General features: G+C 72.0%; 17 protein-coding genes. 10 read left to right on the top strand and 7 right to left on the bottom strand.

Annotated features, from left to right (window positions below):
• The first annotated feature begins 58 nt into the window (after positions 1-58).
• Both ACN9MM_RS17195 and ACN9MM_RS17190 read left to right on the top strand, forming a co-directional pair.
• Positions 59-619 carry a TetR family transcriptional regulator gene (locus ACN9MM_RS17195; RefSeq protein WP_426364449.1) on the top strand — a complete coding sequence of 187 codons (561 nt, stop codon included), beginning with the start codon at positions 59-61 and terminating at the stop codon, positions 617-619.
• A 55-nt stretch (positions 620-674) separates the two neighbouring features.
• On the top strand, positions 675-1160 hold the full coding sequence (locus ACN9MM_RS17190) for a MarR family winged helix-turn-helix transcriptional regulator (RefSeq protein WP_382864040.1): 486 nt from the start codon (positions 675-677) through the stop codon (positions 1158-1160).
• Between the two features lie 70 nt (positions 1161-1230).
• On the opposite strand, the gene ACN9MM_RS17185 is transcribed toward ACN9MM_RS17190, so the two are convergent.
• Both ACN9MM_RS17185 and ACN9MM_RS17180 read right to left on the bottom strand, forming a co-directional pair.
• On the bottom strand, positions 1231-1968 hold the full coding sequence (locus ACN9MM_RS17185; protein WP_426364448.1) for a Mut7-C RNAse domain-containing protein: 738 nt from the start codon (positions 1966-1968) through the stop codon (positions 1231-1233).
• 96 nt (positions 1969-2064) lie between these two features.
• Positions 2065-2937: an NAD(P)H-binding protein gene (locus ACN9MM_RS17180; RefSeq protein WP_426364447.1), complete on the bottom strand. Its 873-nt coding sequence runs from the start codon at positions 2935-2937 to the stop codon at positions 2065-2067.
• A gap of 113 nt (positions 2938-3050) precedes the next feature.
• Between ACN9MM_RS17180 and ACN9MM_RS17175 the strand changes: the two genes are divergently transcribed.
• A complete protein-coding gene (locus ACN9MM_RS17175) occupies positions 3051-3497 on the top strand; it encodes a GNAT family N-acetyltransferase (RefSeq protein WP_426364446.1) in 447 nt (148 codons plus the stop codon).
• On the opposite strand, the gene ACN9MM_RS17170 is transcribed toward ACN9MM_RS17175, so the two are convergent.
• Genes ACN9MM_RS17170 through ACN9MM_RS17160 form a run of 3 tightly spaced genes read right to left on the bottom strand, consistent with a single transcriptional unit; the run spans position 3494 to position 5196 of the window.
• Entirely contained in the window at positions 3494-4012 is a 519-nt protein-coding gene (locus ACN9MM_RS17170; RefSeq protein ID WP_426364445.1) for a GNAT family N-acetyltransferase, read from the bottom strand. The genes ACN9MM_RS17175 and ACN9MM_RS17170 overlap by 4 nt on opposite strands.
• A gap of 14 nt (positions 4013-4026) precedes the next feature.
• Positions 4027-4893: an AraC family transcriptional regulator gene (locus ACN9MM_RS17165; RefSeq protein WP_426364444.1), complete on the bottom strand. Its 867-nt coding sequence runs from the start codon at positions 4891-4893 to the stop codon at positions 4027-4029.
• A 54-nt stretch (positions 4894-4947) separates the two neighbouring features.
• Complete coding sequence (locus ACN9MM_RS17160) at positions 4948-5196, bottom strand: hypothetical protein (protein WP_426364443.1); 249 nt, start codon at positions 5194-5196, stop codon at positions 4948-4950.
• A 251-nt stretch (positions 5197-5447) separates the two neighbouring features.
• Here ACN9MM_RS17160 and ACN9MM_RS17155 point away from each other — a divergent pair, with 251 nt between their 5' ends.
• On the top strand, positions 5448-6287 hold the full coding sequence (locus ACN9MM_RS17155) for an ABC transporter substrate-binding protein (protein WP_426364442.1): 840 nt from the start codon (positions 5448-5450) through the stop codon (positions 6285-6287).
• 60 nt (positions 6288-6347) lie between these two features.
• Here the strand turns inward: ACN9MM_RS17155 and ACN9MM_RS17150 are convergent, their stop codons facing one another.
• Entirely contained in the window at positions 6348-6758 is a 411-nt protein-coding gene (locus tag ACN9MM_RS17150) for a MerR family transcriptional regulator (protein ID WP_426368763.1), read from the bottom strand.
• Positions 6759-6874: 116 nt separating this feature from the next.
• On the opposite strand from ACN9MM_RS17150, the gene ACN9MM_RS17145 reads away from it, so the two are divergent.
• The gene (locus ACN9MM_RS17145) at positions 6875-8827 is read left to right on the top strand and encodes an APC family permease (protein WP_426364441.1); all 1953 of its coding nucleotides are present in this window, start codon (positions 6875-6877) and stop codon (positions 8825-8827) included.
• 135 nt (positions 8828-8962) lie between these two features.
• Here ACN9MM_RS17145 and ACN9MM_RS17140 read toward each other — a convergent pair whose 3' ends face one another.
• Positions 8963-9565: a hypothetical protein gene (locus tag ACN9MM_RS17140; protein WP_382864013.1), complete on the bottom strand. Its 603-nt coding sequence runs from the start codon at positions 9563-9565 to the stop codon at positions 8963-8965.
• A gap of 231 nt (positions 9566-9796) precedes the next feature.
• On the opposite strand from ACN9MM_RS17140, the gene hemL reads away from it, so the two are divergent.
• From hemL to ACN9MM_RS17115, 5 genes are all read left to right on the top strand, one after another.
• Positions 9797-11143, top strand: a complete 1347-nt coding sequence (gene hemL / locus ACN9MM_RS17135) for a glutamate-1-semialdehyde 2,1-aminomutase (protein WP_383660899.1) — start codon at positions 9797-9799, stop codon at positions 11141-11143.
• Positions 11140-11835: a histidine phosphatase family protein gene (locus tag ACN9MM_RS17130; RefSeq protein WP_426364440.1), complete on the top strand. Its 696-nt coding sequence runs from the start codon at positions 11140-11142 to the stop codon at positions 11833-11835. The genes hemL and ACN9MM_RS17130 overlap by 4 nt, the downstream gene beginning before the upstream one ends.
• 204 nt (positions 11836-12039) lie before the next feature.
• Positions 12040-13311, top strand: a complete 1272-nt coding sequence (locus tag ACN9MM_RS17125) for a hypothetical protein (RefSeq protein WP_426368762.1) — start codon at positions 12040-12042, stop codon at positions 13309-13311.
• A 77-nt stretch (positions 13312-13388) separates the two neighbouring features.
• Entirely contained in the window at positions 13389-13994 is a 606-nt protein-coding gene (locus ACN9MM_RS17120) for a TlpA family protein disulfide reductase (RefSeq protein WP_426364439.1), read from the top strand.
• Between the two features lie 4 nt (positions 13995-13998).
• A complete protein-coding gene (locus tag ACN9MM_RS17115; RefSeq protein WP_382864004.1) occupies positions 13999-14736 on the top strand; it encodes a cytochrome c biogenesis CcdA family protein in 738 nt (245 codons plus the stop codon).
• The last annotated feature ends 2 nt before the right edge of the window (positions 14737-14738 follow it).

Genomic DNA, 14738 nt, shown 5'->3' with positions numbered 1-14738 from the left:
GGCAACGTTAGGGCGGCCCGGATGGCGTGTCAACACCCGTTGGCCTACAGTTGTTGGCATGACGACCGTCCGCCGCTCCGACGCCACTAGGGCCGCCATCCTGGAGGCCGCCCGCGAGCGCTTCGCCTCTGACGGGTACGAGCGCGCCACCATCCGGGCCATCGCCCGCGACGCCGGGATCGACCCGTCGATGGTGATGCGCTACTACGGCAACAAGGAGGGGCTCTTCGCCGCCGCCTCCGACGTCGAGATCGGCCTGCCCGAACTGGGCGCCCTGCCCGCGCGGCACATCGGGGCCGTCCTCGTCACCCACTTCCTGGAGCGCTGGGAGGGCGACGAGGTCCTCACCGCGATGCTCCGGGTGAGCGTCACCAACGAGGCCGGCGCCGCGCGCATGCGGGAGATCTTCACCCGGCAGCTCGGCCCGGTCACCCGGGGCGTCTGCCCCGACCCGGAGGGCGCCCCGCGCCGGGCCGGGCTCGTCGCCTCCCAGATCCTCGGCATGGCGCTCGCCCGCTACGTCCTGAGGCTGCCGCCCGTCGTCGAGATGTCCGCCGAGGAGATCGTGGCCTGGCTGGGCCCGACCGTGCAGCGGTATCTGACCGCCGAGGCGCCGTGAGCGCGGGGCCCGCACGGCGCGTGACCCGGCGGTGCCTGGGCCCTACAATCTCTGCATGACGCAGAAGAGTTCCGGCCGGCGCGAGGCGCTCATGACCGAGCTGTACGGGGAGGCCCGCCGCTACATGGCTGCCTACGCCCTGTTCAACCAGGCCGTCGCCGACCACCTCGGTCTCCACCCGACCGACGTGCAGTGCCTGAACCTCCTCAGCCTGGAGGAAGGCCCCGTGACCACCGGGCGGGTCGCCGAGCTGACCGGGCTCACCACCGGCTCCGCGACCCGGCTCGTCGACCGGCTCGAGCGCTCCGGCTACGTGACCCGCGAGCGCGACACGGAGGACCGGCGCCGGGTGCTCGTCGCGCTCGTCCCCCGGCGGATGGCCGAGCTCGGCGATCTCTGGCGGAAGCTCAACAGCACCTGGGGCACGATGTTCGACGTGTACAGCGACGCGGAGGTCGCGCTGCTCATCGCCCACATGCGGCGCACCGTCGAGGTCAGCGCCGCGCAGATCGAGCGGCTGCGCGGGGGCGACCTCGGGTGAGGTCGGGACCGTGCTGGTGGGGGCGGCTGTAGGCGGGGGTTGTGCCGGTGGTCGCGCCCACGGCCGCGCCTCAGCGGGCCGCCGCCTCGCCGAACTCCCGCATCGCGTCCGAGACGATCGCCTCCAGGCGCGCGTGGTGGGCGCCGCGCCAGTAGACCCTGCCGCACTCCACGCACTGCGCGAACACGTCGTACGTCTTCTCGGTCCCCTGCTCCAGCCGCTCGCGCACCGCGTCCTTGTCGGCGTCCCTCAGCTCCCCGTTGCACGCCGTGCAGCGGGTCCAGGGCGCCAGGGGCGGTGCGAACCGCTCCAGTACGTCGCGGAGCTGCTCGTCCGGCTGGTCGCTGTACACGTAGGCGCCGGCCCACAGCTCGCGGCGGCGCAGCAGACCGCGGTCCCGGGAGAGCATCACGCGCCGTTCCCGCGCGGAGAGCGCGGCCAGGGCGGGGTCGCCGATGTCCTCGCTCTCGTACGCCGCGTCCACGCCCAGCAGGCGCAGTCGCCGGGCCAGTGTGCCGAGGTGCACGTCGAGCAGGAACCGGAGCGGAGCGCCCGGTACCGGCTGCGGCCGGGCGACGTTCTCCACCTCGACGGTCTCGCCCGCGCCCGGCACGTGCGAGGCGTCGACGGGCTGCCCGTCCACCAGGAGCCGGCCGGCCTCGGTGAGGGGCACACCCAGTGACTCCACGACGTGCCCCAAGGACGAGGTGCCGTCGGTGGTCAGGGGGGTGCGGCCGCTGCGTCGCTCCGCCGAGACGAAGAGGTGCAGGCCGGGGGCGAAGCTGATCTGGATCTCCGGTCCGTTCACGGGGCCAGGATGGCATCGCGGTTCGGTGCGGGGCCACTGGATTCGGCCGGGGCGGGCCCGGTGCCCGGCCCCTGCCCCGCACCGGGTGCGAGGGGCCTAGCGGCTGCCCACGGCGGGGGTGGGGCGGAAGGACTCCGCGTGGTCCTCCGTCCAGGTCCTGAAGGTTCTGGCGGGGTGGCCCGTGAGGGCCTCGACCGTGTTCGTCAGGGGGGCCGGGCGGCCGTTCTGTGAGGACCAGTAGGCGAGCAGGGCGTCCGCGAAGGGTTCCGGCATGTACGCGGCGACCGACGTCTTCCACTCCTCGGGCGTGACGGCCGTGTACGGCGCCGGCCGGCCCGTCACCTCGGCCACGATCGCCAGTTGCTCGGTGAAGTCCAGCGACTCGGGGCCGGTCAGCAGGTACGAGGAGCCGCGCAGCCGGGGTTCGGTGAGCACCGCGAAGGCGGCCTCGGCGACGTCGAGCTCGTGGATCGGATCGCCGTAGGCGTGCGGGTACGGCAGGGCCGGACCGTGGCCCGCCGTGAGCGCCCACGCCCACTGCAGGGCGTTCGTGGCGAAGGCGCCGGGCTGGAGGACGGTGGCCTCGAAGGCGCCCGACTCCGCGGCGGACGACAGGGCGCGCTCGGCCGCGAGGTGCGAGGCCGCGACCGCGTTCCCCGCGGCGTCCGGGGCGAGGACGGAGCTGGAGGAGAGCAGGGCGATGTGCTCGACGCCGGCGGCGCGGGCCCGGTCGGCGAAGGTGCCGGCGTGCGCGGCCTCGGCGTACAGGAAGACGGAGTCGACGCCTTCCAGGGCGGCGTCGAACGTGGACGGGTCGCTGAGATCGCATCGCACCGTGGCCACGTCCGGGGGTGGGGAGAGGTCTTCGGGGTTCTTGGATCCGGCCCTGGCCTCGACGCCCGCGGCGTCGAGCAGGCCGAGCAGGGTGGAGGCGACGCGGCCGCGGCTTCCGGTGACGAGAACGGTCATGCGAGGGTCCTTTCGCGAGTTGCTGCGCTGCGCATTGTCTGTGTTCCGCAGATAAATATCCGTGACGGTCCCTCGCCCGTCAACCCCGAAAAAACCTGGGGTACCGTCCCGGCATGAAGATCATCGACCTCGCCCCCGGCGACCCCCGGCTGGAGAGCGACCTGCTGCCGGTCCTCTCCGAGCTGCGCCCCCACCTCACCCCGGAGCTCTTCCGAGAGGTCTACGAGGCGGGCCATCCGGAGGGGCTGCGGTTCAGCGCCGCCTACACGGACGACGGGCGCTGCGTCGGCGCGGCCGGCTGGCGGATCGTCAACAACACCAGCTCCCTGCGCAAGCTCTACGTCGACGACCTGGTGACCGCCGCCGCCGAGCGCTCCACCGGCGTCGGGCACGCGCTCGTCGCCCACCTGGACGACCATGCCCGCGCGGCCGGCTGCCACGAGCTCAACCTGGACTCCGGCACCCACCGCACCGGCGCCCACCGCTTCTACCTGCGCGAGCGCTTCGACATCGTGGCCTTCCACTTCACCCGGCCGCTCACCGGGCCGGACGCGGGCTAGCCGAGGTCGAACCGCCAGTCGTTGCAGCGCATCGGGTGCCCCGGCGGGTACTCGAAGTCCCGCTCGCCGAGCAGCTCGAACCCGGCCTTGCGGCACACCGCGTTCGACGCGGCGTTGTCCGCGGACGGGAACGCGTGCAGATGGCGGCGCCGCCCCGCGGCCCGGGCCTCGGCGACCACCGCGCGCGTGGCGGACGTCGCCAGGCCCCGGCCCTGGAAGCCGGGCAGCACCGCCCAGCCCGTCTCGTACACCGGCTCGCCGTCCCAGGTCTGCGTCCAGAAGCCGATGCTGCCCACCACGGCCGCCTCCGGCAGCAGCACGATCCGGAACATGCGGCCCGCGCCCGTCTCGTCGGCGCTCAGGTCCACGTACCGCCGGTGCCGCCCGTCGAGCTGCTCCTCGCTCTCGGGGCCGCCGAGATGGCCCATCAACTCCGGTGCGTTCAGGGCGCGCAGCAGGCTCGCGTCCTCCTCGGACCAGGGTTCGAGGCGGACCTGTGCCGTGTCGTCGGTCATCTCCGTACGGTAGGTCAGGGCACTGACACCGCGCGGGCGTACGCGGTCGGCGACACCCCGATCGTCGCCGTGAAGTCCCGTACGAGATGGGCCTGGTCGCTGTAGCCGAGGTCGGCGGCGAGCGCGGCCCAGTCGGGGGCGCCCGCCGCCTCGGCGCGCTCCAGGGCCTCGTGGATCCGGTAGCGCAGGATCACCCACTTCGGCCCCACGCCCACGTGGCCGGCGAACAGGCGCTGGAGCGAGCGCGCCGACAGGCCGCTCGCGGCGGCCAGCCGGGACACCTTGCGGACCGAGCGGTCCGAGCGGATCAGGTCCACCAGTTCCATGGCCTGCTCGGCGGCCGGGTCGGGCGCCGGTCCACGGGCCAGGAGGAAGGCGTCGAGCGCCGCCACGCGCGCGTGGTCCTCGTCGGGGGAGAGCGCGGCGGTCAGGGAGTCCGTCTCGGTGTCGCCCCGGAGCCCCTCCGGGAACACCTCCGCCAGCGGCACCCGGCGGCCCGTCCACTCCGACACCGGCCACGCGGGCGCGAAGGGCCGGAAACCGCCGGGGCGGAACTGCACGCCGCAGACCCGGCCCGCGTCCGACAGCTTCTGTGTGAACAGGCCGAGCCCGACCCCCGACACCTCGGCCGAGGCGCTCGCCTCCGCCGCCGGGGTGCCCAGTGCCCCGTACCGCTGGAAGACGATGTTCACCGAGGGGTGCGGGACGAGATGGCTCGCGTACGGCTCGGGCAGCTCCCAGTCGATCAGCCAGTAGTGCTCCAGGTACGGCCGCAGCCCGGGCGCCGGGACGTGCCGGCGGAAGCGGACCCGGGAGAGCAGCTCGGCGGGGTCGACGATGCCCCGGGTGTCCCGGCGGGGCTGGGGGGCTGAAGCGGGCATAGCCCGGATCGTAGGGGTCCGGTCAGCGCAGGCGGTCCGCCGGACCCAAGGCGGTCAGCGCAGGCGGCCCGCCGGGCCCAGGCTGAGCCGGGAGGCGACCTGGCCGAAGGCGTGTTCCTCCGCGGGTGTCAGCGGTACCGATTCCTGCGGGTGCCAGACGCGCTCCAGCGGGGTGCCCGCCGGCTCGCGGCGGGTCCGGGCGCGGGCGCGCAGGCTCAGCGTCAGCCAGGTCACCGTCGAGGCGGCGAGCAGGCCGAAGAGCGTGATCACACGGGGGTCCGAGAACGGGCCGGGCAAGGACATGGCTCACTCCAGGGCGCGAGGGCCGCCCGTGTCCGGCGCCCCGGCAGGTGGCGCGCGGGCACGAGGGCGCCGACGAATTCTGCTGCTTCCTCCCGACCTGTTCAGTTAACACCACCCCGGGGGACTTTCGGCAGGGGGCCGGGACGAAAGTCCCGCCCCTGCGGGCGCCCCCCGGAGGCCCTCTTGTGCGGGGCGGGGAACCGCTCCAAGGTGACGGGCGAGGGAGATTCCGGCCGGGGAGGAGCAGCCGCATGTCCGGAACACAGGCATGGGGATTCACGGACGACAGGGGTGCGGAGCTGGGGGCGGACCGCTTGCCGTCGCGGGTGGCCGCGTACGTGCGGGCGGGCGCGGCACTGCTCGACCTGGGGGTGACGCCGGTCGCCGTGTACGGCTCCGGGCACGACGGTGACGTCCTCGACCCGGCGAAGGCGGGCGGTCTCGCGGCGGCCGGGGTGCCGTACCTCGGACCGGGCCGGGCCCTGGACGAAGAGGCGCTGCGGGAGGCGCGCCCGGACCTGATCGTCGACGTGACCTACGACGGCAAGAGCCCGTACGCGCTCGACGAGGCCGTCGCCGAGCGGCTCGGGGTCCCGCTCGCCGCGCTCTCCGTCGGCAACGAGCTCACCCTTCCGGCGATCCTCGACCGCTTCGCCGCGCTGGCCGCGAGCCTCGGCGCGGAGCCCGTGCGCGCGGCCTCCGACCCGGAGCTCACCGCCGCGGAGGCCGCGCTCCGGGACGTCGCCGCCGCCCGGTCCGCGCCCGCCGTCCTCGCGCTCTCCGGGGCGGGTCCCGAGCAGGTGCACCTGGCCCGTCCGGGTGCCTGGCCCGAGCTGGCGCACCTCGCCGGGCTGGGCGTGCGGCTGCTCGACCCCGGCCCGGGGCCCGGCGCCAACTGGCTCACCGGGGACTGGGCCGGGGCCGCCGGGCTCCGCCCCGGCCTGGTCCTGTTCGACGAGCGGGAGCACGCGACCCCGCCGTACGAGCTGCCCTCCGGAGTGAGCCTCACCCCGTGGAACCCCGAGACCCCGCCCAGCCCCGCCGCGTACGCCCGTTTCTTCCGCGTCCTCGCGGAAGCGCTGGTGGTCTAGCCGCTCGGATCCTGCCGGGCTCGCGGGGTCCGTGATCCGGCCCGGTCCGAAGGGCGGGGCCTAAGCGGCGCCCAGCCGGGTGCGGAGCGAGTCGGCGAACTCCTCGGCGCGGGCGAGCTGGGCCCGCAGTTCGGCGACGCGTTCCGCCGCGGCGGCCTCGTAGCGGCGGACGCGGGCGACCAGGGCCGCCCGCTCGTCCGGTTCGAGTGCGGTGTCCGTGTCCGGGCGGTCGGCGGACAGCCGGTCCACGGCCGTGAGGAGTTCGCGGGTCTCGTCGAGGGTGAAGCCGAGCGGCTTCATCCGCCGGACGACCATCAGCCGGGACACGTCCGCGTCCGTGTAGAGGGGGAAGCCGCCCGGCGAGGCTGCGGACGGGACGACCAGTCCGCTGTCCTCGTACTGCCGGATGGTCCGCAGCGGCAGTTCGGTCCGTGCGGCGACCTCGCCGATCTGCATCGGCCGGCCGGCCATGCGTACTGCGCTCACGCGTCAGGTCCTTCCTCGTCGGGGACTCCCACGGGGCGTACGGGCTCCCACAGGGCGCGGCTTCCGCGCATTACATACCATTCGTCCTAACTTCAGCACTTATGAGAGCTGGAAGTGCGGCGAAACGCCTGCTGGTAGGTCGTCCGTTGGACAGCGGGCGTCTCGGGGAGACCCTGCTGCCCAAGCGGGTGGCCCTGGCGGTCTTCTGCAGCGACCCGCTCTCCTCGGTCGCCTACGCCACCGAGGAGATCCTCCTCGTCCTCGCGCTGGGCGGCCTCGCCGTGCTCCATCTGGCCTGGTACGCGGCGGTCGGCATCGTCGTGCTGCTCGTGGTCGTCGTCGCCTCCTACCGGCAGACCTGCTACGCCTACCCGGGCGGCGGCGGGGCGTACGTCGTCTCCGCCGAGAACCTCGGGCGGCGGGCGGCGCTCACCGCCGCCTCCGCGCTGCTCATCGACTACGTGATGACCGTCGCCGTCTCGGTCGTCTCCGGGGTCGCCGCCATCACCTCCGCGGCCCCCTCGCTCGACGGGCATGCCGTGGCCATGTCGGTGTTCTTCGTCGCGCTCCTCGCCTGGATGAACCTGCGTGGGGTCCGCGAGTCGGGGCGCTGGTTCGCCGTCCCCACGTACGCGTTCATCGGCGTCATCTACCTGATGTTCGCCGTGGCCGCCGTCCGGACGGCGACCGGCGCGACGATCCGCGCCGAGTCCGCGGACCTGCCCGTGAACGAGGTCTCCACCTACTCGGGGCTCGCGCTCGTGCTGCTCGCCCTGCGGGCCTTCGCCTCCGGCTGCACGGCGCTGACCGGTGTCGAGGCCGTCAGCAACGGCGTACCGGCGTTCGAGAAGCCGAAGAGCCGGAACGCGGCCATGACGCTCGCGATCATGGGGGTGTTCTCCGCGACGATGTTCTTCGGGATCACCGTGCTCGCCATGGTCTACGAGGTCCACGTCGCCGAGGACCCCACGGAACTCGGGCTCGCTCCCGGCACCCCGATGTCCACCGCGCTCGCCCAGATCGGCCGGGCCACCTTCGGCGACTGGCACGTCCTCTTCTACGCGCTCCAGGCCGTCACCGCGGCCGTCCTGGTCCTCGCGGCCAACACCGCCTTCAACGGCTTCCCGATGCTCGCGTCCGTCCTCGGCCGGGACGGCTTCGCACCCCGCCAGCTCGTCCACCGCGGCGACCGGCTCGTCTACTCCAACGGCATCGTCCTCCTCGCGCTCGCCGCCATCGCCCTGATCGTGGCCTTCGACGCGCAGCTGACCCGCCTCATCCAGCTGTACATCATCGGCGTCTTCGTCTCCTTCACCCTTTCCCAGGCCGGCATGGTCAAGCACTGGAGGCGAGAACTCGCCACGCCCGGAGGGGCCGCCGACCGCCACACCCTCCACCGCCGCCTCGCGATCAACGCCTTCGGTGCCTGCCTCACGGCGGTCGTCCTCGTCATCGTGCTCGTCACCAAGTTCACCCACGGCGCCTGGCTGGTCGTCATCGCGATGCCCGTGCTCTACGCCGGGATGCAGGGGGTCCGGCGGCACTACGACACGGTCGCCGCCGAGGTCGCCGTCGGTGTGGGGGAGCGGCCCCACCCCCTCGCCGAGAACCACGTCCTGGTCCTCGTGGCCGCCGTGAACGCGCCGAGCCTGCGGGCCCTGTCGTACGCGAAGACCCTGCGCCCCGACTCGCTCGCCGCCGTCACCGTCGCCGAGGACCCGGCGGAGGCGGAGGTGCTCCGTGCGACCTGGGAGGCCCACGGCGTCGACGTACCGCTGCGGGTGCTGAGCTCTCCGTACCGCTCGATCGTCCAGCCGATCCTGCAGCACGTCCGCGACGCGCCCGAACGGGCGGCGGACTCGGTGATCTCGGTGGTCATCCCCGAGTACGTGGTGGGGCACTGGTGGGAGCAGCCGCTGCACAACCAGAGCGCGCTGCGCCTCAAGAGCCGTCTGCTGTTCATGAAGAACGTCGTGGTCGTCGACGTCCCCTACCGGCTCGCCTCCGCCCGCGAGCTGGCCGCCGAGCGCGCGAAGGCCGCGGGCCGGCGGTGACCGCCGGTCGGAGCAGGGCCGCACCCGGGCTCAGGGCCGTACCCACGCTCAGGGCCACACCCATGCTCACGGCCGCTGCACCCAGGCGGGCCGCCCGAAGCTCACGGCCGTACGGAAGTCAGGGCCGTCCGAAGCTCACGGCCACACCAGGCAGTACGGCTGATGGCCCGCCTCGTGGAGGCGGACCGAGAAGTCCTGCCACTCGTGGAGGAGCTGGTAGACGTCGAAGGCGTCGCGCGGTCCGCCGCGGTCCGGCACCGTCGACCAGATGAAGGCGGCGGCGCCGACCGACTCCTCGCCGATCCCGCGCAGCGGGTCGACCACGGTCATCGGCAGCTTCACCACGGCGTAGTCCGGGTGCAGAACGACCAGCTCCAGCGGCGGCACCTTGTGCAGGGGCATGCCCTGGATGCCGGTCAGGACCATGGCCGCTATCGTCTCGGGCTTGATCTTGGTGAACATCCCGCCCATGCCGAGCTCGTCCCCGCCGAGCTCCTCGGGGCGCATCGAGATCGGGACCTGGGCCGCCGTGGCGCTGTTCGGCGCGCCGAAGTACTTGTACGTCACCCCCAAGCTCCGGCCCCCGGTCGCAGGGGGCGGTTCGGCCGCGGGCTCGGGCTTCGGCCGGCCCTCCGCCGAGGTGGGTTCCTCCGTCCGCCGGCGCCGGTGCCTCCCCCGCCGGGCAGACTCCGGACCCAGGTCGTCCGTCCCCTCGCCCGGTCCGCCACCGCGATGCATATCTCCACCCGACTGCTTTTTCTCGGCAACACGACCCCGCCGCGCAACCCGATCATCGTGTCAGTGACCTCCCCCGCGTTCGTACGGTGAAACACCTGTCCGCAAGAACGCCGTGGCCTCTGACACCATGGATTCCGTGAGTCATCCCTATGTCGCCCCAGTTTCGCAGACGCGGAGGGCGAGCGCCCCGGCGTAGTACAGAGGATGTCCACCACCGTCCCTCCGTTCCCGATGTCGTGCCCGAAGTCGTTCTCGCAGGTCAGGATCACAGTGCCGTATTCATACGAAGCCCCAGTCTCACAGACGCTTTTCGACCGCGCTTCCCTCGTGACGCCCGGCGGCGTGAACTCACCGGTGCGTGCCTTCCGGGCCGTGGGTGGAACGCCCCGGTTCATGGTGTCCGGTTCCGGTCCGTACCTCACCGACGCGGACGGTCGTGAGTACGTCGACCTGGTCTGCTCGTGGGGACCGATGATCCTCGGCCACGCGCACCCCGAGGTCACCGCCGCCGTGCAGGCCGCCGTGGCCCGCGGCACCTCGTTCGGCACGCCCGGCGAGGGCGAGGTCGCGCTCGGCGAGGAGATCGTCGCGCGGATCGAGCCGGTGGAGCAGGTCCGGCTCGTCTCCTCCGGTACGGAGGCCACGATGTCCGCGATCCGGCTCGCCCGCGGGTTCACCGGGCGCGCGAAGGTCGTCAAGTTCGCGGGCTGCTACCACGGCCACGTGGACGCGCTGCTCGCCGCGGCCGGCTCGGGTCTGGCGACCTTCGGCCTGCCGGACACGCCCGGTGTGACCGGTGCCCAGGCCGGGGACACGATCGTGCTGCCGTACAACGACCTGGAGGCCGTGCGGGCCGCGTTCGCGGCGCACCCGGGCGAGATCGCCTGTGTGATCACCGAGGCCTCGCCGGGCAACATGGGCGTCGTCCCGCCGGTGGCCGGTTTCAACCAGGGCCTCGCGGACCTGTGCCGCGAGAACGGCGCGCTGTACATCTCCGACGAGGTGATGACCGGTTTCCGTACGAGCCGGGCCGGCTGGTACGGCGTGGACGGCGTGAAGCCCGACCTGATGACCTTCGGCAAGGTCATGGGCGGCGGGTTCCCGGCGGCCGCGTTCGGTGGCCGCGCGGACGTCATGGGGCACCTGGCGCCGGCCGGGCCGGTCTACCAGGCGGGCACCCTCTCGGGGAACCCGGTCGCGACCGCCGCCGGGCTCGCGCAGCTGCGGCTGCTCGACGAGGCCGCGTACGCCACGGTGGACGCGGTCTCGAAGGAGATCCAGGGCCTGGTCACGGGCGCGCTGGCCAAGGAGGGCGTGGCGCACCGGCTGCAGACCGCCTCCAACATGTTCTCGGTGTTCTTCACCGCCGACGAGGTGCGGAACTACGACGACGCGAAGAAGCAGGAGGCGTTCCGCTTCAACGCCTTCTTCCACTCGATGCTGGCCGACGGCGTGTACCTGCCGCCGTCCGCGTTCGAGTCCTGGTTCGTGTCGACCGCGCACGACGAGCGGGCGATCGAGCGCATCGCCGCCGCCCTGCCGGCCGCGGCCCGCGCCGCAGCGGAGGCCACGGCATGAGCGAGCGGGACACGCCGGACCAGGACATCACCGTCGTCCACCTGATGCGTCACGGCGAGGTGCACAACCCCGACGGCGTGCTGTACGGGCGGCGGGCGGGCTACCACCTGTCCGAGCTGGGCCGTCAGATGGCGGACCGGGTCGCGGAGCACCTGGCGGGCCGGGACATCACGCATGTCGTGGCCTCCCCGCTGGAGCGGGCGCAGGAGACGGCGGCGCCGATCGCGAAGACGCACGGTCTGGATCTGGCCAGTGACGAGCGGCTCATCGAGGCGGCCAACGTCTTCGAGGGCAAGACGTTCGGTGTCGGTGACGGGGCGCTGCGGAAGCCGGCGAACTGGAAGCACCTGACGAACCCGTTCCAGCCGTCCTGGGGCGAGCCGTACGTCGAGCAGGTCGTGCGGATGATGGGCGCGCTCGACGCGGCGAAGGACGCGGCCCGGGGGCACGAGGCGGTCTGCGTCAGCCACCAGCTGCCGATCTGGATCGTCCGCAGCTTCGTGGAGAAGCGGCGGCTCTGGCACGACCCGCGGCGCCGGCAGTGCACGCTGGCCTCGCTGACCTCGTTCACGTACCGCGGCGACAAGATCGTGTCGGTGGGGTACAGCGAGCCGGCCCGGGACCTCGTCCCGGCGCACCTCCTCGCGGGCGCGAAGCCGGTCAAGGGGAAGTCGAAGGCCTTCGGCGCGTAATCCTCACAATCTGACCGCTGGACAGCGGGGCACCCGGGCGACACAGTTCAGGGCGATCGGATGATGATGTTCATGTCATCCGGTCGCCCTGAAATTTTTGTGCGAATTTCCGGAACCTCCGTGTTCCTCCCGGCATCTCACTCATTGTCGGTTTGGATGACTTTCAGGTCATACTTCAGCGCGAATGGGGATGTCATGCGCGGGATCAGCGGAATCAGTCGAAGGGGGCTGCTCGGGGCGGGCGTCGGGGCCGCGGCGGCGATGGGGCTTGCCGCATGCAGCACCGGAAACCAGGACAAGCCTGGACGTTCCGGTCCCGGCAAGGGGGGTGACGTCTCGGCGGATCCGGGCGCACCCACCCCGACCAAGGACGACGCCCGGCTCATCGGTGACGGTTCCACCGCCGACACCGGAAAGCAGCCGCACCAGCCCGACACCCCCGTCCCGCTCGAACCCGGCCAGACCCCGCCCCAGTTCGTCGTCTTCTCCTGGGACGGCGCCGGCGAGGTCGGCAACGGCCTCTTCCCGCGCTTCCTCGAACTCGCCAAGAACAACGACGCGGCGATGACCTTCTTCCTCTCCGGGATCTACCTCCTCCCCGAGTCGAAGAAGAACCTCTACCGCCCGCCGAACAACCGCGTCGGCGCCTCCGACATCGGCTACCTCACCGACGAGCACATCAAGGAGACCCTGAAGCACGTCCGGCAGGCCTGGCTCGACGGCCACGAGATCGGCACCCACTTCAACGGCCACTTCTGCGGCGGCTCCGGCTCCGTCGGCAACTGGACCCCCGCCCAGTGGCAGAGCGAGATCGACCAGGCGACGAAGTTCGTCACCGAGTGGAAGACCAACAGCGGCTGGACCGACCTCGACCCGCTGCCCTTCGACTACTCCAAGGAGCTCGTCGGCGGCCGCACCCCCTGCCTCCTCGGCCAGGACAACCTGCTCCCCACCGCCAAGCGCCTGAACTGGCGCTACGACGCCAGCTCGCCCGGCGGTCGCCAGACCTGGCCCGTCAAACGCCAGGGCATCTGGGACCTCCCCCTCCAGGCCGTGCCCTTCCCCGGACACTCCTTCGAAGTCCTCTCCATGGACTACAACATGCTCGCCAACCAGTCGAAGAACACGACCAAGGGCATGCCCTCGCGCTATCCCGGCTGGCGCAAGCAGGCGGCCGAGGCGTACCTCTCCGGCTTCACGCGCGCGTACGAGTCGAATCGGGCGCCCTTCTTCATCGGCAACCACTTCGAGCAGTGGAACGGCGGCATCTACATGGACGCCGTCGAGGAGGCGCTCAAGGGAATGGCCGGAAAGAAGGACGTACGGCTCGTCTCCTTCAAGCAGTTCGTGGACTGGCTCGACGTCCAGGACCCGAAGATCCTGGAGAAGCTGCGCACCCTCGAGGTCGGGCAGAAGCCCGCGGGTGGCTGGAACGCCTTCCTCAGGCCGACCCCTGCCACGACCCCCACCGCTTAGAAGATCTTGACAAGGGGCTTTACGGGCACGTAGGGGGGTGCCCAAGATCCCCCAAACGCCCATGCGAAACTTTTCACATGAGCCTTAGCCGTGCCCCTCGACGCACCCTGCTCGCCGTCGGAGTGCTGACCGCCGCCGTCGCACTCTCGGCCTGCAGCGGCGACAACAACGGCAAGTCCGGCGGCGGTGGCAACACCAACTTCGTGACCAACACGGGCGGTGTCTCCACCGTCGCCAAGGGCGAGCGCACGGCCCCGAACGACATCGTCGGCGAGACCCTCGACGGCAAGCGCCTCGACGTCGCCGACCTCAAGGGCAAGGTCGTCGTCCTGAACGCCTGGGGCTCCTGGTGCGGCCCCTGCCGCGCCGAGGCCCCGCACTTCGCGAAGGTCGCCAAGGACCTGAAGGGCCAGGACGTCGAGTTCGTCGGCCTCAACACCCGCGACCCCAACAAGCAGCCCGCGATCGCCTTCGAGGAGGACTACGGGGTGCCCTACCCCAGCCTCTACGACCCGCAGGGCAAGCTCATCCTCTTCGGTTTCCCCAAGGGCACGCTCAACCCGCAGGCGATCCCCTCCACCGTCGTCCTCGACAAGGAGGGCAAGATCGCCGCCCGTTCCCTCATGGCGCTCGACGAGAAGAAGCTCCGGTCGATGATCGAGCCCCTCCTCAAGGAGAAGTGAGCCCGTGATCGAGACGGTCAACAGCGGAGCCCTGCTGCTCGCCCTGCCCCTCGCGGTCCTCGGCGGTCTGGTCTCCTTCTTCTCGCCGTGCGTGCTCCCGCTCGTCCCCGGCTACCTCTCGTACGTGACCGGGGTCACCGGCGCCGACCTCGCCGAGAGCCGCCGCGGCCGGATGACCGCCGGCGCCGTCCTCTTCGTCCTCGGTTTCACCGCCGTGTTCGTCTCCGGCGGCGCCCTCTTCGGCTACTTCGGGTCGACCCTCCAGAAGTACAGCGAGACGCTCAACACGGTCCTCGGCGTGCTCATGATCCTCATGGGCGTCTTCTTCGCCGGCCTGATGCCCTGGTTCACGCAGCGCGAGTTCCGCTTCCACAAGAAGCCCGCCGCCGGCCTGATCGGCGCCCCCGTGCTCGGCGCGCTCTTCGGCATCGGCTGGACCCCCTGCATCGGCCCGACCCTCGCCTCCGTCAACGCCCTCGCCCTGGAGCAGGCCAGCGCCGGACGCGGGGCGATACTCGCCTTCGCGTACTGCCTCGGCCTCGGCGTCCCGTTCGTGCTCGCCGCCATCGCCTTCCGCAAGGCGCTCGGCGCGTTCGGCTGGGTGAAGAAGCACTATGTGTGGGTCCTGCGCATCGGCGGCGGCATGATGATCGTCACCGGTCTCCTGCTCCTCACGGGCGCGTGGGACGACATGGTGGCCACGATGCAGGGCTGGTCCAGCGGTTTCACGGTGGGGATCTGAGT

Origin of the sequence: Streptomyces sp. E-08 (assembly GCF_049913095.1) — a bacterium.
In the GTDB taxonomy this organism is placed as follows: Bacteria; Actinomycetota; Actinomycetes; order Streptomycetales; family Streptomycetaceae; genus Streptomyces.
Note: the sequence above shows the minus strand (reverse complement) of the source record. Positions and strands in the feature narration are given on the sequence as shown.

What these genes read in the sequence shown, in the direction of transcription:
- ACN9MM_RS17195 (WP_426364449.1), top strand. Translation starts at nt 59, where the DNA reads ATGACGACCGTCCGCCGCTCCGACGCCACTAGGGCCGCCATCCTGGAG.
- ACN9MM_RS17190 (WP_382864040.1), top strand. Translation starts at nt 675, where the DNA reads ATGACGCAGAAGAGTTCCGGCCGGCGCGAGGCGCTCATGACCGAGCTG.
- ACN9MM_RS17180 (WP_426364447.1), bottom strand. Translation starts at nt 2,937, where the DNA reads ATGACCGTTCTCGTCACCGGAAGCCGCGGCCGCGTCGCCTCCACCCTG.
- ACN9MM_RS17175 (WP_426364446.1), top strand. Translation starts at nt 3,051, where the DNA reads ATGAAGATCATCGACCTCGCCCCCGGCGACCCCCGGCTGGAGAGCGAC.
- ACN9MM_RS17170 (WP_426364445.1), bottom strand. Translation starts at nt 4,012, where the DNA reads ATGACCGACGACACGGCACAGGTCCGCCTCGAACCCTGGTCCGAGGAG.
- ACN9MM_RS17165 (WP_426364444.1), bottom strand. Translation starts at nt 4,893, where the DNA reads ATGCCCGCTTCAGCCCCCCAGCCCCGCCGGGACACCCGGGGCATCGTC.
- ACN9MM_RS17160 (WP_426364443.1), bottom strand. Translation starts at nt 5,196, where the DNA reads ATGTCCTTGCCCGGCCCGTTCTCGGACCCCCGTGTGATCACGCTCTTC.
- ACN9MM_RS17155 (WP_426364442.1), top strand. Translation starts at nt 5,448, where the DNA reads ATGTCCGGAACACAGGCATGGGGATTCACGGACGACAGGGGTGCGGAG.
- ACN9MM_RS17150 (WP_426368763.1), bottom strand. Translation starts at nt 6,758, where the DNA reads ATGGCCGGCCGGCCGATGCAGATCGGCGAGGTCGCCGCACGGACCGAA.
- ACN9MM_RS17145 (WP_426364441.1), top strand. Translation starts at nt 6,875, where the DNA reads ATGAGAGCTGGAAGTGCGGCGAAACGCCTGCTGGTAGGTCGTCCGTTG.
- ACN9MM_RS17140 (WP_382864013.1), bottom strand. Translation starts at nt 9,565, where the DNA reads ATGCATCGCGGTGGCGGACCGGGCGAGGGGACGGACGACCTGGGTCCG.
- hemL (WP_383660899.1), top strand. Translation starts at nt 9,797, where the DNA reads ATGTCGTGCCCGAAGTCGTTCTCGCAGGTCAGGATCACAGTGCCGTAT.
- ACN9MM_RS17130 (WP_426364440.1), top strand. Translation starts at nt 11,140, where the DNA reads ATGAGCGAGCGGGACACGCCGGACCAGGACATCACCGTCGTCCACCTG.
- ACN9MM_RS17120 (WP_426364439.1), top strand. Translation starts at nt 13,389, where the DNA reads ATGAGCCTTAGCCGTGCCCCTCGACGCACCCTGCTCGCCGTCGGAGTG.